This window comes from Microbacterium sp. MRS-1 (assembly GCF_000585455.1).
GTDB classification, from domain to species: domain Bacteria; phylum Actinomycetota; class Actinomycetes; order Actinomycetales; family Microbacteriaceae; genus Microbacterium; species Microbacterium laevaniformans.
Genome location: NZ_JAUF01000078.1, coordinates 1 through 21,784, shown reverse-complemented (window position 1 = coordinate 21,784; position 21,784 = coordinate 1). Strand labels below are relative to the sequence as shown.

At 71.9% G+C, this 21,784-nt stretch carries 21 protein-coding genes and 1 pseudogene; 12 read left to right on the top strand and 10 right to left on the bottom strand.

Annotated features, from left to right (window positions below):
• Positions 1–132 precede the first annotated feature (132 nt).
• Positions 133–1,356, top strand: a complete 1,224-nt coding sequence (locus AS96_RS12390) for an MFS transporter (protein ID WP_036290243.1) — start codon at positions 133–135, stop codon at positions 1,354–1,356.
• A 44-nt stretch (positions 1,357–1,400) separates the two neighbouring features.
• Positions 1,401–2,156, top strand: coding sequence for an alpha/beta fold hydrolase (locus tag AS96_RS12385; RefSeq protein WP_005052305.1), 756 nt, complete (start codon positions 1,401–1,403; stop codon positions 2,154–2,156).
• A gap of 27 nt (positions 2,157–2,183) precedes the next feature.
• Here the strand turns inward: AS96_RS12385 and AS96_RS12380 are convergent, their stop codons facing one another.
• Positions 2,184–2,588, bottom strand: coding sequence for a hypothetical protein (locus AS96_RS12380; RefSeq protein WP_005052303.1), 405 nt, complete (start codon positions 2,586–2,588; stop codon positions 2,184–2,186).
• Positions 2,589–2,666: 78 nt separating this feature from the next.
• Here AS96_RS12380 and AS96_RS12375 point away from each other — a divergent pair, with 78 nt between their 5' ends.
• Complete coding sequence (locus AS96_RS12375; RefSeq protein WP_005052300.1) at positions 2,667–3,827, top strand: acyl-CoA dehydrogenase family protein; 1,161 nt, start codon at positions 2,667–2,669, stop codon at positions 3,825–3,827.
• 159 nt (positions 3,828–3,986) lie between these two features.
• On the opposite strand, the gene AS96_RS12370 is transcribed toward AS96_RS12375, so the two are convergent.
• Positions 3,987–4,259: a metal-sensitive transcriptional regulator gene (locus tag AS96_RS12370; protein ID WP_036290241.1), complete on the bottom strand. Its 273-nt coding sequence runs from the start codon at positions 4,257–4,259 to the stop codon at positions 3,987–3,989.
• 34 nt (positions 4,260–4,293) lie between these two features.
• Between AS96_RS12370 and AS96_RS12365 the strand changes: the two genes are divergently transcribed.
• From AS96_RS12365 to AS96_RS12350, 4 genes are all read left to right on the top strand, one after another.
• Entirely contained in the window at positions 4,294–5,565 is a 1,272-nt protein-coding gene (locus AS96_RS12365; RefSeq protein ID WP_036290239.1) for a DUF445 domain-containing protein, read from the top strand.
• Between the two features lie 89 nt (positions 5,566–5,654).
• Positions 5,655–5,999: a gamma-glutamylcyclotransferase family protein gene (locus AS96_RS12360; protein WP_005052293.1), complete on the top strand. Its 345-nt coding sequence runs from the start codon at positions 5,655–5,657 to the stop codon at positions 5,997–5,999.
• Between the two features lie 85 nt (positions 6,000–6,084).
• A complete protein-coding gene (locus AS96_RS12355) occupies positions 6,085–6,906 on the top strand; it encodes an arginase family protein (RefSeq protein WP_036290237.1) in 822 nt (273 codons plus the stop codon).
• On the top strand, positions 6,903–7,370 hold the full coding sequence (locus AS96_RS12350; RefSeq protein ID WP_036290235.1) for a SixA phosphatase family protein: 468 nt from the start codon (positions 6,903–6,905) through the stop codon (positions 7,368–7,370). The genes AS96_RS12355 and AS96_RS12350 overlap by 4 nt, the downstream gene beginning before the upstream one ends.
• A 48-nt stretch (positions 7,371–7,418) precedes the next feature.
• On the opposite strand, the gene hutI is transcribed toward AS96_RS12350, so the two are convergent.
• Genes hutI through hutH form a run of 3 tightly spaced genes read right to left on the bottom strand, consistent with a single transcriptional unit; the run spans position 7,419 to position 11,917 of the window.
• The gene (gene hutI / locus AS96_RS12345) at positions 7,419–8,609 is read right to left on the bottom strand and encodes an imidazolonepropionase (protein WP_036290233.1); all 1,191 of its coding nucleotides are present in this window, start codon (positions 8,607–8,609) and stop codon (positions 7,419–7,421) included.
• Positions 8,606–10,330, bottom strand: a complete 1,725-nt coding sequence (gene hutU, locus AS96_RS12340) for a urocanate hydratase (RefSeq protein WP_036290231.1) — start codon at positions 10,328–10,330, stop codon at positions 8,606–8,608. The genes hutI and hutU overlap by 4 nt, the downstream gene beginning before the upstream one ends.
• 15 nt (positions 10,331–10,345) lie before the next feature.
• Positions 10,346–11,917: a histidine ammonia-lyase gene (hutH, locus tag AS96_RS12335; RefSeq protein ID WP_036290229.1), complete on the bottom strand. Its 1,572-nt coding sequence runs from the start codon at positions 11,915–11,917 to the stop codon at positions 10,346–10,348.
• 52 nt (positions 11,918–11,969) lie between these two features.
• On the opposite strand from hutH, the gene AS96_RS12330 reads away from it, so the two are divergent.
• On the top strand, positions 11,970–12,767 hold the full coding sequence (locus tag AS96_RS12330; protein WP_051498873.1) for an IclR family transcriptional regulator: 798 nt from the start codon (positions 11,970–11,972) through the stop codon (positions 12,765–12,767).
• Positions 12,768–12,785: 18 nt separating this feature from the next.
• Here the strand turns inward: AS96_RS12330 and AS96_RS12325 are convergent, their stop codons facing one another.
• Entirely contained in the window at positions 12,786–13,262 is a 477-nt protein-coding gene (locus AS96_RS12325) for a YbaK/EbsC family protein (protein WP_036290226.1), read from the bottom strand.
• A gap of 104 nt (positions 13,263–13,366) precedes the next feature.
• Between AS96_RS12325 and AS96_RS12320 the strand changes: the two are divergent.
• From AS96_RS12320 to AS96_RS12305, 4 genes and pseudogenes are all read left to right on the top strand, one after another.
• Positions 13,367–15,290 (top strand): annotated as a pseudogene (locus tag AS96_RS12320) (heavy metal translocating P-type ATPase).
• A 67-nt stretch (positions 15,291–15,357) separates the two neighbouring features.
• Positions 15,358–16,434 carry a Glu/Leu/Phe/Val dehydrogenase family protein gene (locus AS96_RS12315; RefSeq protein ID WP_036290224.1) on the top strand — a complete coding sequence of 359 codons (1,077 nt, stop codon included), beginning with the start codon at positions 15,358–15,360 and terminating at the stop codon, positions 16,432–16,434.
• A gap of 138 nt (positions 16,435–16,572) precedes the next feature.
• Positions 16,573–18,162 carry an AMP-binding protein gene (locus AS96_RS12310; RefSeq protein ID WP_036290221.1) on the top strand — a complete coding sequence of 530 codons (1,590 nt, stop codon included), beginning with the start codon at positions 16,573–16,575 and terminating at the stop codon, positions 18,160–18,162.
• Positions 18,163–18,267: 105 nt separating this feature from the next.
• Entirely contained in the window at positions 18,268–19,296 is a 1,029-nt protein-coding gene (locus AS96_RS12305; RefSeq protein WP_036290218.1) for a helix-turn-helix domain-containing protein, read from the top strand.
• On the opposite strand, the gene AS96_RS12300 is transcribed toward AS96_RS12305, so the two are convergent.
• From AS96_RS12300 to AS96_RS12285, 4 genes are all read right to left on the bottom strand, one after another.
• Positions 19,293–19,601, bottom strand: coding sequence for a DUF6510 family protein (locus AS96_RS12300; RefSeq protein ID WP_036290207.1), 309 nt, complete (start codon positions 19,599–19,601; stop codon positions 19,293–19,295). The two genes, AS96_RS12305 and AS96_RS12300, sit on opposite strands and share 4 nt — an antisense overlap.
• A complete protein-coding gene (locus AS96_RS12295; protein WP_036290204.1) occupies positions 19,598–20,323 on the bottom strand; it encodes an FAD-binding oxidoreductase in 726 nt (241 codons plus the stop codon). Before AS96_RS12295 ends, AS96_RS12300 begins: the two co-directional genes overlap by 4 nt.
• On the bottom strand, positions 20,320–20,913 hold the full coding sequence (locus AS96_RS12290; RefSeq protein WP_005052249.1) for a sulfite oxidase-like oxidoreductase: 594 nt from the start codon (positions 20,911–20,913) through the stop codon (positions 20,320–20,322). Before AS96_RS12290 ends, AS96_RS12295 begins: the two co-directional genes overlap by 4 nt.
• Positions 20,914–20,979: 66 nt before the next feature.
• Positions 20,980–21,561, bottom strand: coding sequence for a TetR/AcrR family transcriptional regulator (locus AS96_RS12285; protein WP_051498872.1), 582 nt, complete (start codon positions 21,559–21,561; stop codon positions 20,980–20,982).
• Positions 21,562–21,784: the final 223 nt, after the last annotated feature.

Sequence of the window (21,784 nt, the reverse complement as noted above, 5' to 3'; positions counted from 1 at the left end):
GCGACGGCCATCCACAGCCCGGAGGCTACGGGGGGCTTCCGACATCCATCAGCCTGTGGAATCTCGACTGCGGCGTGTCGCGGCATCCGTCCGGCGTGTCGCGGTGTCGGCGCCGACGGGTAGCGTGGAGGGGTGGCGGGATACCGGGAACTGTTGCGCACGCAGGGCGTGGCGCGCATCATCGCGGCACAGCTGACCGCGCGTTTTCCGAACGGGATGACGAGCCTGGCGATTCTGCTCCACGTCGAGCAGATGACGGGCTCCTACGCCTCCGCCGGGCTGGTGCTGGCGGCGGCATCCGTGGGTCAGGCGACGGCCGGCCCCGTCACCAGCCGGTGGATGGGCCGCTGGGGCATGCGGCGCGTCCTCACACTGACGACCGCCGTGTGCGCGGCGGCGCTGCTCGCCCTCGCCCTGATCCCCCTCGGGGTCGCCGGATACATGGTGTTCGGACTCATCGCCGGCCTCTCCACGCCTCCCGTGCAGTCGGCCGTGCGCACGATCTACCCCAAGCTCGTCAACGCACGGCAGTTGACGGCGCTGTTCTCCCTCGACGCGAGCCTGCAGGAGATCATCTGGATCCTCGCGCCGGTCGTCATCACCCTCGTCGCCACCCAGATCGGCACGGTGCCGGCGCTGCTGCTGATCGTCACGATCCTCGTCGCCGGCGGGGCGTGGTTCATCCTCTCCCCCGAAGTCGGGCGCGTGCGCATCCCGCGCAGCCGCCGCGCGTTCGGCAAGGTGCTGGGAAAGCCCGTGGTCCTGCTCGCCACGGTGATCGGCTTCCTCCTCATCGGCGCGTGCGCGGCCGTCGAGGCCGCAGTGGTCGCGACCTTCGGTCACGGCGGCCTGGAAGCCGGTCTCGTCCTGGCGGTCTTCTCCGTCGGCAGTCTCGCCGGAGGCCTCGCCTTCGGACACATCCCCATGGGGCCGTGGGCCATGGCGCGACGCATGAGCGTCGTCGCCGCCGGTCTCGTCGCCTCCGTCTTCGTCGTCGGCGACATCGGAGCGTCCACCCCGTGGTGGGTCGGCGCCTGCCTCGTCGTCGCGGGCGTCGGCATCGCCCCGGCGCTGGCCGTCATGTTCGCGATGACCTCGGCATCCGTGAAGTTCAGCGAGACCGCCGAGGCCTACGGCTGGATCGGCACGGGACAGCTCATCGGCGCCGCGCTCGGCTCGGCCGTCGCCGGCTTCCTCATCGACAGCACCGGGCCCGCCGGCGCATACGCCGCCGCGGCCGGATTCGCGATCGTGGGCGCGCTGGTCTCGACGCTCTTCGTGCGGGGCTTCCCCGACCTGCGCGGACGCGACGCGAGCCCGATCCCCGACACCGAACCCGTCCCCGTCATCACGTGACATCCTCATCGACCACGGACAGCGCGCGACCGTAGGCTGACGACATGACTGCCGCTGTGACCCTGCCCCGGCTCTCGTGGGGCGACGTACGCGCCCGACGTCGCGCACTGCTCGTGCACGGACTCGGATCGACCGGTGCCCTCATGTGGAGCTACGGCGTGGCCCTGGCGGATGCCGGGTGGCTCGCGACGGCCGTCGACCTGCGCGGCCACGGCGCCGCGCCGCGCACGCTGGACTACAGCATCGACGCGTACGCGGCCGACGTGGGCCAGACGCGCACCGACGACGGCGGGCCCTGGGACCTCGTCATCGGGCACTCGCTCGGCGGCGCCGCCGTCACCGTCGCAAGCGCTGCCGACCCCGGCTGGACGCGCCGACTGGTGCTCATCGACCCCGCGATCCATCTTGCGGACCGCGATCGCGAGAACGTCCGCGTCGGGCAGGAGCAGTCCTTCGCCGACCCGTCGATCGACGCGGTGCGGGCGGAGCACCCCAGCTGGCATCCGCTCGACGTCGAGCTGAAGGCCCGCGCCGCGCAGCAGGCGAGCCGTTGGGCGGTCGAGCAGACCAGCCTGCAGAACACACCGTGGGACGTGCGCGCGGCCGCCGCGAGGCTCTCGGTGCCGACGCACGTAATCGCGGCGGACCCGGAGGTGTTCTCGATCTTCCACGGCGAGCTGGCCGCCGAGGTGCTCCGCAACCCACTCATCACGATGTCGGTGGTGACCGGCGCCGGGCACTCCCCGCACCGCGACCTCCCGGAGGACACGATGCGCCATCTCCTCGACGCCCTCGGCTGACGCCGCGGCATCCGTATCGCGGCGTCGTCAGGAGATGCGGCGCAGCACGTGCAGGACCGCGAGGGCGTAGGCGTCTTCGGGCTGGGGATGCTCGAACGCGTGCGTTTCGCCGGCGAACTCGATCTCGACGCGGTGGGTGTCGGCGAGCCGTTCCAGTCGGCGGAACGCGCCGCGCAGCAGCTCCCGCAGCTGATCCTCTCGTGGCAGCCAGAGCGCATCGGCCTGCGCGACGGAGTCCAGCGCCCACTCCGTCGTGCCGTTGAAGGCGAGGATCGCGCCCGTCGCGTAGTGACGCGGTTCGATCGTCATCTCACTGACCGTGAAGACGTCCGCCTCGAACTCCGGCTCATCGAGCTGAAATCGGTCCCCGGATGCCGGGCGCCACAGCAGACCGGCATCGCGCAGGGCGAGGGCCAACTCGGTCGAGATCATGCTTCCATCCTGCCGCGTCGGCGGCACCACGGGACCGGCGGCGACCCTGAGGCAGGTGACGAGGGGCAGGATGGAGGGGTGACCGATTTCGATGCGACCGCATACCTGCCGGACGACCTGCTCGAGCGCATCCGCTCGCGTGCCGCGGCCGTGGATGCCGAGAACCGCTTCCCCACGGAGGATCTCGCCGAACTGACGGCGGCCGGATACCTCTCGATCCTCGTCCCCACCGCGTTGGGCGGCGCAGGTCTCGGGCTCGCGGAGGCCGCGGTGCTGCAGCAGCGGCTCGCGGGCGCCGCACCGGCGACGGCATTGGCGATCAACATGCACCTCGTGTGGACGGGAGTCGCGAAGGTGATGTCCGATCGCGGCATCGATGACCTGCGGTTCGTGCACACCGGCGCGGTCGCCGGCGAGGTCTTCGCGTTCGGCATCAGCGAGGCGGGAAACGATCTGGTGCTCTTCGGCAGCGACACGCAGGCCGTCCCGGCCGCCGACGGCTCGTACTCCTTCACGGGGACCAAGATCTTCACCTCGCTCGGGCCGGTGTGGACGCAGCTGGGTCTGCACGGACTCGACACGACGGACCCGGCGGATCCGAAGATGGTCTACGCGTTCGTGCAACGTACCGCCGCCGTCGAGACCCGTGACGACTGGGACACCGTCGGCATGCGCGGCACGCAATCGCGCACGACGGTGCTCAACGGCGCCGTGGCCCCCGCCGACCGTGTCGTTCGCCGCGTCGCGCCCGGCCCGACCCCCGATCCGATCGTCTTCGGCATCTTCAGCGTGTTCGAGGTGCTCCTGGCATCCGTCTACACCGGCGTCGCGCGCCGCGCGCTCGACCTGGCGGTCGCGGCGGCGAAGACGCGGACGTCGAAGAAGACCGGGCGCCCGTACAGCGACGATCCCGACATCCGCTGGCGCATCGCGGAGATGGCGCTCGCCTACGACGGCCTGCTCCCCCAGGTCGCGGCGATCGCACACGACGTGGACGTCCTCGTCGATCACGGCGGGCAGTGGTTCCCCCGACTGTCGGGTCTGAAGCACCGCGCGGTCGTGGCCGCCAAGCAGATCGTCGACGAGGCGATGCTCGTCGCCGGAGGCTCGTCGTACTTCCAGCGCAACGAGCTCAGCCGCCTCTACCGCGACGTGCTCGCCGGCATGTTCCACCCGTCCGACCCCGAATCGGCGCACGCCACCGTCGCCGCCGCCTGGCTCGGCCCCGTCAGCTCCTGAGCTGCCCTCGGCATCCGGCTGCGGCATCCACCCCGGGCATCCGCCCGGTTCAGAACCGAACTGCAAGGGTTGCCGCGCGACACGCCGCCCGCATCCCGCCGCACCCGGCGTGTCGCGGCGACGGCCTTGCGATTCGGCCGGACCAGAGGGATGCCGCGGTCAGCGCGTATCGAGGTCGTACGCCTTGAGGAGTTCGGCGACGGCGAGCTCGCGCTGATCGCCGCCCTCGGCGAACATGTGCGCGACGTGCGTGCGCAGATGATTCTCGATCAGCAGCTTGTCCAGTGACGCGAGGGCCCGCTGGATCGCTCGCGACTGGGCGATGATGTCCATGCAGTAGTCCTCGTTCTCGATCATCCGTGCGAGCCCGCGCACCTGCCCCTCGAGGATGCGGGTGCGATGCAGGGCGCGCTTCTGGATGTCTTCGATCACGCGGCCAGGATACGCCGCATGCGAGACTACGGGCATGGCGCGCACCCCCACCGAACTGCTCAGCCCGGCCGACCAGGAACGTCGCCGCGCGTTGCGTGTGATGAAGGGCGTCGCCCTCGGCGCACTGATCCTGATGGCGGTCGTGTTCGTCGTGGCGTTCATCCTGCAGGAGCGCTTCCCGTGGCTGCAGTACGTCCGCGCCGCGGCGGAGGGCGGCATGGTCGGCGCCCTGGCCGACTGGTTCGCGGTGACCGCGCTGTTTCGTCACCCCCTCGGCATCCCCATCCCGCACACCGCGATCATCCCGCACCGCAAGGACGAGATCGGGCGCACCCTGGGCGAGTTCGTCGAGACGAACTTCCTCGAGGCGGGCGTCGTCCGCGCGAAGCTCGAGTCGACGCCCATCGCCCGGACGGCCGGTGCCTGGCTGCGCGATCCCGCGCACGCCGAGACCGTCGCGGCGGAGGCCTCGACGGTGGCCTCCGGCATCCTGCGCGCCCTCAGCGACGACGAGGTGCAGGATCTGATCAGCGACCTCGCGCGTGAGCACCTGCTCAGCCCGCAGTGGGGACCGACCGTCGGCGCGTGGCTCGGTCGGGTCGTGCAGGCCGACGCGCACCGTGGCGCGGTCGATCTGGGCGTGGACAGCATCGCGACGTGGTTGCACGCCAACCACGCCGCCTTCAGCGGTCTGGTCTCCCGACGACTGCCCTCGTGGGTGCCGTCGGTCGCGATGCGCCTCGTCGATGACACCGTGTACAACGAGGCCGTGAAGTTCGTCGCCGCGATCCAGGACGACCCCGACCACCCCGCGCGGCGCGCCGTCGACGGCTACCTCGCGCGCCTCGCCGACAACCTGCAGAGCGATCCGACGACGATCGCGCGACTCGAAGAGGCCAAGTCGGCCGTCTTCGACAGCCCGCGCGTGCGCGAGCTGGCCGCCGAGGCGTGGAACACGGCCAAGGCGGGCCTGCTCACCGCCCTGGCAGATCCCGCCAGCGGGCTGCGCCGACGCGTGAGCGCAGCGCTGGTCGAGATCGGCGAGCGCCTGTCGACGGATGCCGCGCTCCAGCACCGTGTGGATGATCGCATCGCGGGGGCCGCGGTGTTCGTCGTGGATCGGTACCGCCACGACATCGCCTCGATCATCACCGACACCGTGGAGAAGTGGGATCCCGCCGAGACCACCGAGAAGATCGAGCTGATGGTCGGACGCGACCTGCAGTACATCCGCCTCAACGGCACGATCGTGGGCGCCCTGGCCGGACTCGTCATCTTCGCCGTCGCGCACGCGCTGCTGGGCTGAGCACACGTGCTCGGGGGACGGTTGGGGACGGCCGGTGAACGCACGCGCGCCTCTGGCTGGTCGCGACCCGGCGCAGTAGCCTGACGGACATGGGCGAACCGGCGGACGAGCTGCTGTTCACCTACGGCACGCTCCAGTATGCCGAGGTGCAGCTGGACACCTTCGGGCGCCTGATCGCGGGCGAGCCCGACGTGCTGCCCGGCTACACCATCGACTACGTCGAGATCGAGGACCAGCGCGTCGTCGACCTGTCGGGCGCCTCTGTGCATCCGGTGCTGCGCGAGACCGGCAGCCCGCTGGACAAAGTGGTCGGCCGCGTTCTGCACCTCACGGCCGATGAAGTGGATGCCGCCGACGAGTACGAAGTGTCGCTGTACCGCCGCGTGCGGGTGACGCTGGGAAGCGGGCGCACCGCCTGGGTGTACGTCGGCTGATGACGGCTCCCACGACCCGCTCTGGCCGCGCGCCGGCGACTGGCCCGCGCTCGAGGAGGCGTCGGCGGCCGAGCGCCTCGACGCCGTGCTGCTGGGGCTGCCGGCCTGTCGCACATCGCTCTCACCCACCGGCGCCGACGCGACGCCCGGCGCGGGCCGTGAGGCGCTGCGCCGGTACAGCCCGACCCTCCTGGGGCCGCCGCCCGTCGACCTCGCCGCCGCTCTGCGACTGGCCGACGCGGGCGATGTCGCCGAGCCCGACGGCTCCGAGGGCGAGGCGCGCGTGCGCGGCCGCACCGCCGAGCTGACGGCGCGCACCGCGCTGCTGATCGCGCTCGGCGGCGACAACTCGATCACGTGTGCGACGGCCCAGGGCGCCGGCGCCGGCGGTCTCATCACGCTGGACGCGCACTTCGACCTGCGCGACGGCGTCTCCAACGGCTCCCCCGTGCGTCGCCTCGTCGACGACGGCCTCGACCCGACGCGCATCGTGCAGATCGGCATCGCCGACTTCGCCGATTCCGCGGCGTACGCCCAGCGCGCCGCCGACCTCGGCATCCGTGTCATCACCCTCGACGAGCTTCGTCGGCGCGGGGCGCACGACGTGATCGCCGAGGCGCGCGAGGTGGCCGGGCGCGGGGGTGGCGGCATCCATCTCGACATCGACGTGGACGTCTGCGATCGTGCGGTGGCGCCCGGCTGCCCGGCGTCGGTTCCCGGTGGCCTGCAGGCGTGGGAGCTGCGGACGCTCGTGCGCGGCTTGTCCGCCGACGCCGGCGTGACCAGCGCGGATATCGTCGAAGTGGATGCCGCGGCCGACGCGGCCGACGGGCGCACCGTGCGCCTGGCCGCCCTGTGTGTGCTGGAGCTGCTGGCCGGCCTGCACCGACGAAAGGTCACTGTATGACGACGCTCGTGCTCGTCCGCCACGCCAAGAGCGACTGGGGCGATCCCGGTCTCGACGATCACGACCGCCCGCTCAACGAGCGGGGCCTGCGCGACGCACCCGTGCTCGCGGAGCGGCTGGCCGGAACCGGCATCCGGCTCGAGGCCATCCTGTCGTCGACCGCGCTGCGCGCCCGCACGACGGCCTCCTTCTTCGCCTCCGCGTTCGGCCTCGAGACAGAGCTGGACGGCGACCTGTACGGCGCCGCGGCGGCCACGCTCCTGCGGGCGGCCGCCGGCCGTGGCGTCCCGGCCGTCATGGTCGTCGCGCACGACCCGGGGATGACCGCGCTCGCGGAGCGGCTCTCCGGCGGCGGGATCGGTCATATGCCGACCTGTGCCGTCGCGACGTTCGTGTGGTCCACCGACGACTGGGATGTCGCGACGGCGACGGATCCGCAGGAGTGGAGCTTGGACCGCCCCTGACGCCGTGCGGCACGGGGCGTTTCGACTCGCGGCGCCGAGTCGAAACGCCTACGCGATCAGCTCACCGCCGCGGTAGACGGCGCGCACCAGCGGCACCCCCGGGCGGTACGCGAGGTGGGTCCGCGTCGGCGCATCGAGCAGCACCAGGTCGGCCCGCGTGCCGAGGGTGAGGGAGCCCACATCGCTGCGGCGCAGGGCCCGAGCGCCGCCCGCGGTGGCCGCCCAGACCGCCTCGGCGACCGTCATCCCCATCTCGCGCACGGCCAGCGCGATCATGAGCGGCATCGAGCTGGTGAAACTGGTGCCCGGGTTGCAGTCGCTCGCGAGGGCGACGCTCACGCCGGCGTCGATCAGCCGACGCGCATCGGGATAGGGCTGCCGGGTCGAGAACTCCACGCCGGGCAGCAGCGTGACCACGACGTCGCTCGCTGCGAGCTGGCGCCCATCCTCCTCATCGAGGTAGGTGCAGTGATCGACCGAGATGACGTCGAGCTCGGCCGCGAGCCGCGCGCCGCGCCCGTGACCCAGCTGGTTGGCGTGCAGCCGTGGGAGAAGTCCCGCGCCGATCCCCGCCAGGAGGATGCGGCGGCTCTCGGCGGGCGTGAACGCCCCCCTCTCGCAGAAGACGTCGATCCATCGGGCGAACGGGCGGACGGCGTCGAGCATCGGACCGCAGACGAGATCGATGTAGGCGTCGCGATCACCGGCGAACTCGTCGGGCAGGACGTGCGCACCGAGGAAGGTGACCTCGTCGGTGACCTCGCGCGCGAGGCGAGCGAGCCGGGCCTCGCCGTCGACGGTGAGGTCGTAGCCCGTCTTCACCTCGAGCGTGGTGGTGCCCTGCCGGTGCATCTCGTCGACGAAGCCCCTCAGACGCGCCCGCAGCTCGTCGTCGGATGCCGAGCGCGTCGCCGCCACGGTGCGCCGTATGCCGCCGGCGACATACGGCTGGCCGGCCATGCGGGCGGCGAACTCGTCGGCGCGATCGCCCGCGAAGACGAGGTGCGTGTGGCTGTCGACGAACCCCGGGATGACCGCGCGCCCCTCGGCATCCACCACCGCCGAGACATCGGCGAGGGAGCGGGGTCGGTCCGCAGCGCGACCGACCCAGGCGATACGGCCGTCGACGATAGCCACGGCGGCGCCCCGGATGAGGCCGGTCGGGTCGGCGGGGTCATCGCCCAGAGCCTCGACGTTCGTCGTGAGCTCACCGATGTTCGTGAGGATGAGCGTGCTCACGGCACGTCGTCCCGCAGCATCGGAACCGTCAGCCCGCGCTCACGCGCGACCTCGCGCGCACGCTCGTAGCCGGCATCCACGTGCCGCATGACACCCGTGCCGGGATCGTTCGTGAGCACCCGCTCGAGCTTCTGCGCGGCGAGCGCCGTGCCGTCGGCCACGACGACCTGACCGGCGTGGATCGAGCGGCCGATGCCGACCCCGCCGCCGTGATGGATCGACACCCACGACGCGCCGGAGGCCGTGTTCAGCAGGGCGTTCAGCAGCGGCCAGTCGGCGATCGCGTCCGAACCGTCGGCCATCGCCTCCGTCTCCCGGTAGGGCGAGGCGACCGAGCCGGCATCGAGGTGATCGCGGCCGATGACGATCGGTCCGGCGAGTTCGCCCGAGGCGACCATCTCGTTGAACCTCAATCCGGCGAGGTGACGCTCCTTGTAGCCGAGCCAACAGATCCGCGCGGGCAGCCCCTCGAAGTGCACGGTCTCGCCCGCCTTCTCCAGCCATCTGCGCAACGGGACGTCGTCGGGGAACAGCTCCGCGACCGCACGGTCGGTCTTCGCGATGTCGTCCGGATCGCCCGAGAGCGCCACCCACCGGAACGGGCCCCGACCCTCGGCGAACAGCGGGCGGATGTAGGCGGGCACGAACCCGGGGAACGCGAACGCCCGGTCGTAGCCGCCGATCTCGGCCTCGCGGCGGATCGAGTTGCCGTAGTCGAACACGGCGGCCCCGGCATCCTGGAATCCGACCATCGCCTCCACGTGCGCCGCCATCGAGGCGCGGGCACGGACGGTGAAGCCCTCCGGGTCGGATGCCGCGGCATCCCGCCACTGTCCGACACTCACTCCGGCGGGCAGATAAGCCAACGGGTCGTGGGCGCTGGTCTGATCGGTGACGATGTCGATCGGGGCGGCGCCGGCGTGTCGGCGGCGCAGCAGCTCGGGGAAGACCTCGGCGGCGTTGCCGACGAGGCCGACCGACCGCGCCTGTCCCGCCGCGCGCGCCGCCACCGCACGCGCGAGGGCGGCGTCGAGGTCGTCGGTGTACTCGTCGAGGTAGCCGTGCGCGACCCGGCGCTCCAGCCGCGACGCGTCGACGTCGACGATCAGCGCCGCTCCCCCGTTGAGCGTCACCGCGAGCGGCTGGGCGCCGCCCATACCGCCGGCTCCGGCGGTGAGGGTGAGCGTCCCCGCGAGCGAGTCCCGCCCGAGGGAGCGGGCGACGGCGGCGAACGTCTCATACGTGCCCTGCAGGATGCCCTGCGTGCCGATGTAGATCCACGATCCCGCGGTCATCTGCCCGCACATCGTGAGTCCCAGCTGCTCGAGCCGGCGGAACTCCGGCCAACTCGCCCAGTCGCCCACGAGGTTGGAGTTGGCGATCAGCACGCGCGGTGCCCACTCGTGGGTGCGGAAGACCCCGACCGGCTTTCCGGACTGCACCAGCAGCGTCTCGTCGGGCTCGAGCTCATCGAGCGTGCGGACGATGGCGTCGTACGCCTCCCACGACCGCGCCGCCCGACCCGTGCCGCCGTAGACGACGAGGTCTTCGGGGTGTTCGGCGACCTCGGGGTCGAGGTTGTTCATCAGCATCCGCTTCGCGGCTTCGGCGCCCCAGCTCTTGGCCGTCCGCTCGCCCCCACGCGGGGCGCGGACGGGGCCACGGCTCGACGCCGCCCGGTTCACAACTCCGGAGTTTTGGGCGTCAACGGGTGATGTCATCGTGATCTCCTTCGATCAGGGACGGTTGTCCGGAGTTGTGAACGCAGCGTCGGCGACCGCGCCGGAGAGAACGAGCGCGGTGGCGGCTTCGAGGTCGGGGCTGACGAACCGGTCGGGCCCGGGCCCTGCGATGCCCGCGGCGCGCACCGCGGCGCGGACCGCGGCGGTGGCGGGCCCCGGCTGCAACGGCGCCCGCAGGTCGAGGGCCCGGCACCCGGTGACGAGTTCGATCGCGAGCACCCGGGCGAGTCCGTCGACGGCGCGGCGGAGCTTGCGTGCGGCGGCCCACCCCATCGACACGTGGTCTTCCTGCATCGCCGACGAGGGGATGGAGTCGACGGATGCCGGGACCGCCAGACGCTTGAGCTCCGAGACGATCCCCGCGGCCGCGTACTGCGCGATCATGAGCCCCGAATCGACGCCGACCTCGTCGGCGAGGAACGGCGGCAGACCATGGCTGCGGGTGCGATCGAGCGCCCGGTCGGTGCGACGTTCGGCGATCGAGGCGAGGTCGGCGACGGCGATCGCGAGGAAGTCGAGCACGTACGCGACGGGGGCGCCGTGGAAGTTGCCGTTGGATTCGACGCGGCCGTCGCCGGTGACGACCGGGTTGTCGACGGCGGAGGCCAGCTCCCGCTCGGCGATGGTGCGGGCGTGCGCGACGGTGTCGCGCGCGGCTCCGTGCACCTGTGGCGAGCAGCGCAGCGAGTACGCGTCCTGCACGCGCGTGCAGACCGCCGGGTCGCGGTGACTCGCAACCAGCGGCGAGTCGGCGAGCAGGGCGCGCAGGTTCGCCGCCGACGCCGCCTGTCCGCTCTGCGGGCGCAGCGCCATCAGGTCGGCGGCGAACACCGCGTCGGTGCCGAGCTGACTCTCGATCGAGAGGGCGGCGGTGATGTCGGCGACGGTGAGCAGATTGTCGAGGTCGCAGAGGGCGAGAGCGAGCATGCCGAGCATGCCGTCGGTGCCGTTGATGAGGGCGAGCCCCTCCTTCTCCTCCAGCACGAGGGGCGCGATGCCGGCGTCGGCGAGGGCGTCGGATGCCGCCACGAGCGCGCCCGTGCGATCGCGCACCTCCCCTTCGCCGAGGGCCGCCAGCGCGAGGTGCGAAAGAGGGGCGAGATCGCCGGAGCATCCGAGCGAGCCGTACTCCCGCACGATCGGGGTGATGCCGGCGTTGAGCATCGCGGTGTAGGTCTCGACGACGACCGGGCGCACGCCCGTGTGTCCGGTCGCGAGAGTCTGCAGGCGCAGCAGGTGCAGGGCGCGCACGACTTCGCGTTCCACCTCCGCCCCGGTGCCGGCCGCGTGGGAGCGGATGAGGCTCGCCTGCAGCTGACGGCGTCGCTCCGGCGCGATGAAGGTCGTCGCCAGCGCGCCGAAGCCGGTCGAGATGCCGTAGTGCGGCTCCGGGTCGTCGGCCAGGCGCTCGATGAGCTCCCGCGCCGCGCCGATCCGCGTCCAGGCGTCGGCGGCGATCTCGACCGCGGCGCCGTGGCGGGCCACGGCGACGACCTCGGCGGGTGTCAGGGGGCGCGCGCCGACGAGGACGTGATCGGCAAGGGTCGAAGCGGCGACGGTGGTCATGTCCCGATTCCATCCCGGTTCTGCCCCCGCGGCCACACGAGCGTGGCATTCTGTGTCTGTGATCCCAGACAACACCGGCGATGCGGGCTCGTCGCCGGCCCCCGCGCAGGTCCCCGCCGCAGATCAGACGCTGCGGATCCTCTCCTACCTCGCACGCCAGCGCGGACCGATCGCCGCCCGGACGATCTCCGACAGTCTCGGCATCCCCCGCTCCAGCGTCTACCACCTGCTGGCGGCGATGGCGGCGCACGGATTCGTGGTGCATCTGCCCGACGATCGGCGCTGGGGGCTGGGGACGGCCGCGTTCGAGCTGGCCGGCGGCTACGCCCGCCAGCAGCCTCTCGCTCGTCTCGGCCGGCCGCTCGTGGCGGGCCTGTCGGACCGTGTCGGCGAGAGTGCGCATCTGGCGGTCATGACCGGCCGCGACGTCCTCTACATCGTCGAGGAGCGCGCGCCGCGCCGCCCCGCGCTCGTCACGGATGTCGGCGTGCGGCTGCCCGCGCACCTCACCGCGACCGGGCGTGCGATGCTCGCAGCCCTGCCGCGCGAGCAGGTGCGCGCGCTCTATCCGGATGCCGCGGCCTTCGCCGACCGCACGGGTCGCGGACCGCGGCGCCCCGCCGAGCTTCGCGAGCTACTCGTGCGCACGCGTGCCGACGGCTTCGCGAGCGAGGACGGGGAGGTGACCCTCGGCTTCCGTTCGGTGGCGGTCGCCGTCCGCGACCACGCCGGCTGGCCGGTCGCGGCGATCGCCCTCACCTGGCCGGCGGGGTCGCCGCTGCGGAAGGACGCGCTCGTCGCCGACATCCGCGCGGCCGCCGACGAACTGCGTCGGCGGCTCTACGGCTGAGGCCCCGCCCGGCCGCGCTCAGTCCACGGCGCTCACGGTGCCGCCGGTGAGGCGGACGAGCTCGTCGAAGGTGAGCGGGAAGACGGTGTGCGGTGTGCCGCCGGCCGCCCAGATCTCGTCGAATGCCGCGAGCGCCTCGTCCACCACCGTGGTCAGCGGGGCGGGGTGTCCGGTCGGCGCCACGCCGCCGATCGCCTGGCCGGTCGCGGCGCGCACCTCATCCGGCGAGGCCCGCACGATGCTGCGGCGGCCGAGGCGCTCGGCGAGGGCCGCCGTGTCCACGCGGTGAGCCCCGCTGGTCATGACGAGCAGCGGTTCGCCGTCGGAGAGGAAGACGAGGCTGTTCGCGATGGCGCCGACCTCGACGCCGAGGGCGGCGGCGGCCAGGGCCGCCGTCGAGGCGGCGTCCGGGAGCGTGATGATCTCCCCCGCCACCCCGGCGGAGCGGAGGGCCTCGTGGACGATGCGACTGCGCGGCGAGAGATTCTCGGTCATGGCGCCAGCCTAGAGTCGGCCGCCCTCGAACGTCGCCGACGCGGTCCAGGCAAGGCAATCCAGGCTTACTGGCGGGCCCTCGGCACGAGGAGAATGCTGGGGGCATGCGCCGCATCCTCGCCGCCCTCGGACGGTACCCCGTGATCACCGCGACCGTCGCCGTGGGCATCATCGCCGCGGCACTCGCCGGCGCGGGTCTGAGCGCGTGGGCGACGGGGATCACCACCGCCTACGTCTCCGCCATCGTCGTGTGGACGATCATCGGCATGGTCCGCGACGTGATGCGCGGTCATGTCGGACTCGACGTGCTCGCCGTCGTCGCGATGGTCGCGACCCTCGCTGTCGGCGAGACGATCGCGGCGCTGATCATCGTGCTCATGCTCTCCGGGGGCGAGGCGCTCGAAGACTACGCGGGCCGTCGCGCGACACGCGAGCTGACGGCGCTGCTGGATCGCGCACCACAGATCGCGCACGTGCGCCGTCCGGGCGCCGGTGACGAGACCCGGGACCTTCCCGCCGACGAGGTCGCCGTCGGCGACGAGCTTCTCGTGCGGCCGGCCGAGGTCGTTCCGGTGGACGGCACCCTCCTGTCGGAGGAGGCGAGCTTCGACGAGTCGTCGCTGACCGGCGAGAGCATGCCGGTCACGCGTACCGCCGGCCAGACCGTGCTCTCGGGTGCCGTCAACGGATCGCGGGCGATCCGCGTGCGCGCTCTCCGGCGCAGCGCCGACAGCCAGTATCAGCAGATCATCGCCCTCGTGCGTGCCGCGCAGGAATCGCGCGCTCCGATGGTGCGCCTGGCCGACCGATTCGCGATCCCCTTCACGGCGGTCTCGCTCGCCATCGCCGGAGCGGCCTGGGGACTGTCGGGCGACTCCGTCCGGTTCGCGGAGGTCCTCGTGCTGGCCACACCCTGCCCGCTGCTGATCGCGGCACCGGTCGCCTTCCTCGGCGGCATCTCGCGCGCGGCGAAGGCCGGCATCATCGTTCAAGGGAGGCGCCGTCATCGAGCAGCTGGCACGCGCGCGCTCCGCCGCCTTCGACAAGACCGGAACCCTGACCCAGGGCCGGCCCGTGCTGGTCGATGTGCGCCCCGCGCCCGGGATCGATCCCGAACGGCTGCTGACGTGGGCGGCGTCGGCCGAGCAGTACTCCGCCCATGTGCTGGCCGACGGCATCCGCCACGCCGCGTCTGCGCGCGGCATCGTGGTGGAGCCGGCCGACGACGCGCACGAGGAAGCGACCAACGGGGTGACCGCCGTGATCGGCGGGCGACGCGTCGTCGTCGGAAAGCCGGCCTACGTCGCGGCACTCGCCCCCGACACCACGCTCACCGCGCTGGAGGCGGGGCATGCGGCCTCGTACGTCGCTGTCGACGGGCGCTTCGCGGGAGCCCTCGTGCTCGCCGACGGCGCACGGCCGGAGTCGCGGGCCGTTGTGCGCTGGTTGCGCGCACACGGCGTGGAACGCGTCACGATGCTCACCGGCGATGCCCGGCCCACCGCCGACGCCGTGGCGGCGTCGGTCGGCGTCGACGAGGTGCACGTCGACCTGCTGCCCGCCGAGAAGGTGCACCTGGCCGCGATGATGACGCCACGCCCGGTGCTCATGGTGGGCGACGGGGTCAACGATGCGCCGGTGCTCGCCGCCGCCGATATCGGCATCGCGATGGGCGCGCGGGGAGCCACGGCCGCGGGCGATGCGGCGGATGCCGTCGTGCTGAAGGACTCGCTGACGAAGGTGGCCGAAGCGGTCGCGATCGGTCGCGGCACCCTGCGCGTGGCCTACGTCGCCATCTGGATCGGCATCGCCCTGAGCGTCGCGGCGATGCTGCTCGCGACGACCGGCCTGGTGCCGGCCGTCATCGGCGCGCTCGGACAGGAAGTGATCGATCTGGCGACCATCCTGTACGCGCTGCGCGCGCTGCGCGGGCGTCGGTTCGATCTCTCCGACCCCGGCACCGACGTCGCGCCCGATGCCGCACACACGGCCGCACCCCCGCGATCGGTGCCCGTGGAGGCACAATAGGGGTGGATGCCGCAACGCCGCGGCATCCACCGAGCACCGCCCACAAGGCCCGCCGAAAGAGGATGCGATGACGCACACCCTGCCCCTGCCCGATTTCTCCCACGAGCGCGTGGAGGTGACGACGGGCCCGCGCAGCGGACTGCTCATCACCGTCGCCCTGCACTCCTCGACGCTCGGGCCCGCCCTCGGCGGCGCCCGGATGTGGACCTACCCGCACTGGAGCGACGCCGTCGGCGACGCCCTGCGGCTGTCGGCCGCGATGACGCTCAAGAACGCCGCGGCCGGGCTGGACGCCGGCGGCGGCAAATCCGTGATCTGTCTGCCGCCGGGAACGACGCTCGACGCCGATCGCCGGCGTGCGGCGTACCTCGACCTCGGCGACGCCGTCGACCGTTTCGGCGGCAGCTACCGGACCGCGGAGGATGTCGGGTCGACGACGGAGGACATGCTCGTCGTCCGCGAACGGACCGCGCACGTGGTCGGCCTGCCCGACGCCGTCGGCGGTTCGGGCGAACCCGCGGGCCCGACGAGCCTCGGCGTGTACGAGGCGCTGCGCGCCACGCTCGAGCAGGTGACCGGCACGCACGAGGTCGTCGGGCGACGGATCACGATCTCCGGGCTCGGTCAGGTCGGCAGCCGACTCGCGGTCCGCCTCAGCGCGGAAGGCGCGGTGCTGACGGTGACCGACGTGAACCCCGCGAAGCGCACCCTCGCCGCCGAGCTCGGCGCACGATGGGTCGAGCCGGGCTCGGAGCACCTCATCGAGGCCGACGTCTTCGTGCCCGCGGGCATCGGCGGCGTGCTCGACGCCGACACCATCGACGCGCTCGCCGCACGCGCCGTCTGCGGCCCGGCGAACAACCCGCTGGCCCACCGCTCGGGTGCCGATCGCCTCGCGGCGCGCGGCATCCTCTACGCGCCCGACTTCGTCGTCAACGCGGGCGGCGTCGTGTACCTGGACCTGGAGGCGAAGCACCTGGGCACGCGCAGCCAGATCATGGATCGTGTCGCCGCGATCGGCGACACCGTGCGCGCTCTCTTCGCCGATGCGGCCGCGCGCGACATCACACCGCTGGATGCCGCGGAAGAGCGCGCCGCCGAGCGCCTCGGTCGTCGTGCTCGGGAGAGCGCCGTGCTCGTCTGACGCCCGCGTGGCGGCACGCGGTCTCGCAGATGTAGAGACCGCGTGCCGCACACGCGTCTGGCGGTGGCATGATGGACGCACCCGGCAGCGTCGCCGGTCCGCGCGGGCATTCGCCGCCCGTCATCGAAGGAGACCGCCGTGTTCACCAGCCCCTTCCCCGATGTCGAGATCCCGGACGTCAGCATCTACGACGACCTGTTCGCCGATCTCAGCGCGGATGACGCGGCACGCATCGCCCTCATCGATCCGGCCACGGGCGCCGAGACCTCCTACGGCGCGCTCAAGGCGCAGGTCGACGCCTTCGCCGGCGCGCTGGCTGCTCGCGGCGTCGGCACCGACACCGTGCTCGGTCTGCTCTGCCCGAACGTGCCGGCGTTCGCCACCGTGTTCCACGGCATCCTCCGCGCCGGCGCGACGGTGACGACGATCAACTCGCTGTACACCGCCGGCGAGATCGAGAAGCAACTGCGCGACGCCGGGGCCAGCTGGCTCATCACGGTGAGCCCGCTGTTGGGCGCCGCGCAGCAGGCGGCAGAGGCCGTCGGCATCCCCGTCGAGCGACTCGTCGTGCTCGACGGTGCCGACGGGCATCCCGATCTGCGCAGCCTGCTCGGCGAGGGCCGTGCCGCGCCGGAGGTGTCGTTCGACCCGGCGACGCACGTGGCCGTCCTGCCCTACTCGTCGGGGACGACCGGCATTCCCAAGGGCGTCATGCTCAGTCACCGCAACCTCGTCGCGAACGTCGCGCAGTGTCGCATCAACATCGATCTCAAGAACACCGACCGCGTGCTCGCGGTGCTCCCCTTCTTCCACATCTACGGCATGACGGTGCTGCTCAATCTCGCGCTCAAGCAGCGGGCGACCCTGGTCACCATGCCCAAGTTCGACCTCGTGCAGTTCCTCACCAACATCCAGACCTACCGGTGCACCTACCTGTACATCGCGCCGCCCATCGCGGTGGCTCTCGCCAAGCATCCGATCGTCGATCAGTTCGACATCTCCACGGTGCACACCGTGTTCTCCGGCGCCGCGCCGCTCGACGGCGAGACGGCCGAGATCGCCGCCCGCCGCATCAACGCGCGCATGATGCAGGGCTACGGCATGAGCGAGCTGAGCCCTGTCTCCCACGCCATGCCGTACACGCGCGATGACATCCCGGTGAGTTCGGTGGGCACGATCCTGCCGAACATCGTGTGCAAGCTCGTCGACACCGAGACCGGCGAGGAGATCACCGAGATCGACGACGACGGGCGCACCCGGCCGGGTGAGCTGTGGGTGCAGGGCCCGAACGTCATGCTCGGCTACCTCAACAAGCCCGAGGCGACCGCCGAAACCTTGGATGCCGACGGCTTCCTCCACACCGGCGACATCGCGGTCTACCACGACGGCGGCTACTTCTCGATCGTCGACCGCGTGAAGGAGCTCATCAAATACAAGGGCTACCAGATCGCACCGGCCGAGCTGGAAGCGCTGCTGCTGGGCCATCCGAAAGTGATGGATGCCGCCGTCATCGGCGTGCTCGACGACGACAAGCAGGAGATCCCGAAGGCCTACATCGTCCCCGCGCCCGACTCCGGGCTCACCGCGCAGGAGGTGATGGGCTTCGTCGCGGACAACGTCGCGCCGCACAAGAAGATCCGCCGCGTCGAGTTCATCGAGTCGATCCCCAAGTCCACGTCCGGAAAGATCCTGCGCAAGGATCTGCGCGCCCGCGAACACGCCGGCTGACGGCATCCGCGCCGCTCGCGCACGGTGGTGGCCACGAAAGGGCCACGCTCGCGAGGTCGTGCCGGCCCTACCGTGGCCCCACCGGGGCGACGCGAGGAGACGGGCATGAAGACGATCGAGGTGATCGACCAGGTGGCGCGATCGTTGGGGGCGCGGGTGCGCCTGACCGGCAGCGCGTCGGGCGACCGACAACCGGCGGCGGCGGTATCGGAGCCCGTCGCCGGTGCGCGGTTCGTCGATGTTGCAGTCGGTGTCGGATCACTGACCCTGCGCGTCATCGGTCGCTCGGCGGGCGACCTGGATTCGCGTGCCTGGGGTGTGGTCGACGCCGCCGTCCATCTGCTGGCACGCGCACACGGCGGCGACGGCGGCCGACGCGAGCGCGTCTGCGCCGCCCTGCTCGCCGGTGATGCCACCGCGCGCACCGATGCGCTGTGGGAGCTCCGCTCCCGGCGATGGGTCGTCGCGCCCGATGAACCGCTGCGCGTCTGGGCCGTGCTCGCGAACGGCGCCGGCGAGGTGGAACAGATCGCGCTGGGGCGCCGCCTCGCCGCAGCCTTGCCCGCGCCGACCGACGTCGTGGACATCGTCGACGACGCCGTCGTCCTGATCTCCCCCGCGACGGTCGACATGGCGGCCTGCATCGCCGCCGTCGAGCGCGAGACGCGTGCGCACGCGGCGCGCCCGTCTGCTCTCGCGACCGCCGACTGCCCGCCCGATCGCGACGATCCGTTGCCGACGATCCGCCAGGCCCTGGATGCCGCGCGTCTGCGTGCCACGATGCCGCAGGCACTCGCGCCGCGGGCGGAAGATCTCGGTGGATGGGTGCTGGTGCAGTCCGTCCCCGCCTCGCCGCGCCTGCTTCAGTTGGTCTCCCCCGCCGCGCACGCGCTGCTGACCGCCGGTGACGAGGTGCAGCGTCAGACCATCGAGGCCTATCTTGACGCGGCGGGCCGGGCACCCGATACCTGTGCCCAGCTGCACATCCACCGCACGACGCTCTACTACCGCCTCGAGCACATGCCCTCGGCGGTGCGCGAAGCGCTGGCCGACGGCCTGCAGCGCAGCACTCTGCACCTCGCGCTGAAGACCGCGAGACTGTGGGAGGCCCGACCCGAGCTGGCGTCGGCTTAGCGGGCGGCAGTCGGGCTGATCAGCTCGGCGAGGGCGGCGATTCTGATCGCCGGACCCGACGGCGCCGCCACGACCGTCATGAGCGTACGGGAGCACCCGCGACAGCGCACGATCGCGGCATGCTCGTCGCGCTCCACGACGGCCTCGGCCAACGGTCCCGAGCGCGCGCAATGCCCGCACACGACGACGATCGAGGTCGGGTCGTCGGCGAACACGCCTGAGAGCATCCCCGCCAGTGCGTTGCCGTCGACTCGAGCGACGCGGCGCCCGACGGGCGTCGGGTGCGCCACGGCATCCGTCGTCATGATGACCCTCCGAATCTCTCCGTGCGTACTCGTCCGGGATCGTGTCCGATGCGCACGAGCGCATCGGCGACCGCCTCCACGAAAGATGTCGGCCCGCAGACGAAGACGATGGGGCGCCGCGCGGGCGGCCAGCACAACGCCGCCAGCTCCGCGTCGGTGACGCGTCCCGCCTCCCGCGGCCATCCGGGCGGCGGCTGGCGCGTGTAGACCCACGACACCGTGAATGCGTCGAGCGGAAGGCGGGAGATCTCGTCGGCGTACATCGCGTCGGCCGGCGAACGCGTCGAGCAGAGCAGCCGGAAGGGGGCCGCGCTGTCGGCGACGGCACGCGCGCGAGCCATGGCCAGCAGCGGCACGATGCCCGATCCCCCGGCGATCAGCTGCACGGGCGCGGGATCGTCCTCCCGCCAGACGAAGTAGGCGCCGAGGGGCCCTTTGACCTCGAGGAAGTCGCCCGGCTGCACGTCCCGCACGAGATAGGGCGAGACCTCGCCGTCGGGGACCTCGTCGACCGCCAGCTCGACGATCGGGCCTTCTCCGATGCTCGCGATCGAGTACGACCGCTCGGCCTGATAGCCGTCCTCGGCCGTCAGACGTACGTCGAGGTGCTGTCCCGGCAGGTTGCCCGGCCAGTCGGGCACATCCAGCGAGATCCGCCGCGCGTGCGCGGTGAGGGCGGCCACCCCGGCCACGTGCGCCGGAAGCCAAGCGGATGCGCTCACCAGTAGCGTTCCTCCCGCCACGGATCCCCGTGCAGGTTGTAGCCGTTCTGCTCCCAGAAGCCGGGGTCGTCGCGCTCCTGGAGCACGAGCCCGCGAACCCACTTCGCGCTCTTCCAGAAGTAGAGGTGCGGCACGAGCAGGCGGGCAGGGCCCCCGTGCTCGGGCGCGAGGGGCGCACCGTCGAACTCGAACGCGACCCACGCGCGTCCGCCGCGGAGCTCGGCAAGCGGCACGTTGGTCGTGTACCCGCCGTACGAGTGGGCCATCGCCGACACCGCCGTCGTCGACACCCCGTCCAGCAGCGTGTCGACCGACACGCCGCGCCACCGCGTGCCGAGCTTGGACCACCGGGTCACGCAGTGGATGTCGGTGTGGATGTCCTCGATCGGAAGGGCCTGCAGCTGCTCCCACGACCACGACGCCCTCTGACCGTGCTCGGTGACCACCGAGAACTCCCAGTCCTCGGTCGCGATCCGCGGCGTCGGTCCCGCCGACAGCACCGGGAAGTCCGTCGTGAGGTACTGCCCCGGCGGCAGCTGCGCATCCGACGCGCGGCGGCGGGCTCCGAAACCTCTGCTGAACTCTGCCATGGTCGCCTCCTGGTGCGAATCTACCGCGCGAGGTCCGCGACGCCTTTCGACGTCTGACGGATTCTGTCAAGACCTCAGCAGAGCCTCGCCCATCTCGAGCAGTCGCGGCCTCGGCAGGGGAAGCCGGCTGAGGTGGATGACCGCCTGAGAGGCGAGCACCGCCTGCGCGGCGCGCGCGGCGACATCGCGCGTGTGCACCCGCCGCCCGGCGCGGTGGGCGGTTCGCACCAGCGCGTTCGCGACGGCATCCTCCATCGCCGCGATCGTGGCGGTGGAGATCTCGACCACCTCGGGGAAGCGCTCGCGCAGCTCCGCCAGGCTGGTGAGCATGAGGCATCCGCGGCGGTCGGGAAAGGAGACACAGTCGTCGACCACGCGGCGCAGGAAGCTCGCGAGCAGTTCGTCGCCATCGGCGGTGCTGTCCGACACGGCATCCGTCACGACGTCGACGCGGCCCGCGCAGTACCGCCGGAACACGTGCAGGAACAGGTCGCGCTTGGATCCGTACGTCGCGTACAGACTGCTGGTGGCAACGCCCGATGCCGCGGCGATGTCCTCGACGGAGGTGCGATCGTATCCACGCGCCCAGAAGAGCTCCTGCGCGGCATCCAGGAGCTCGTTCTCGTCGTATCGCCGGGGTCGACCCACGGTGTCGAAAATACCGCCACCGTGGTCGGCCCCCGCGGGTATCCGTCCCGATCCGGCGCATTCGTGTCCGTTTGCGCCCCGCGGCGGACGTGCCGCGGCATCCAGAATTGGAGTGCCCTCTCCAGAATCCGGAGGAGAACGATGAACGGCTCGCGCAATCCGGCTCTTCGGACATTCGGTGGGGGTCATGGGGTGAGTCCGCCGGCGGCGAGGAGCATGCGGA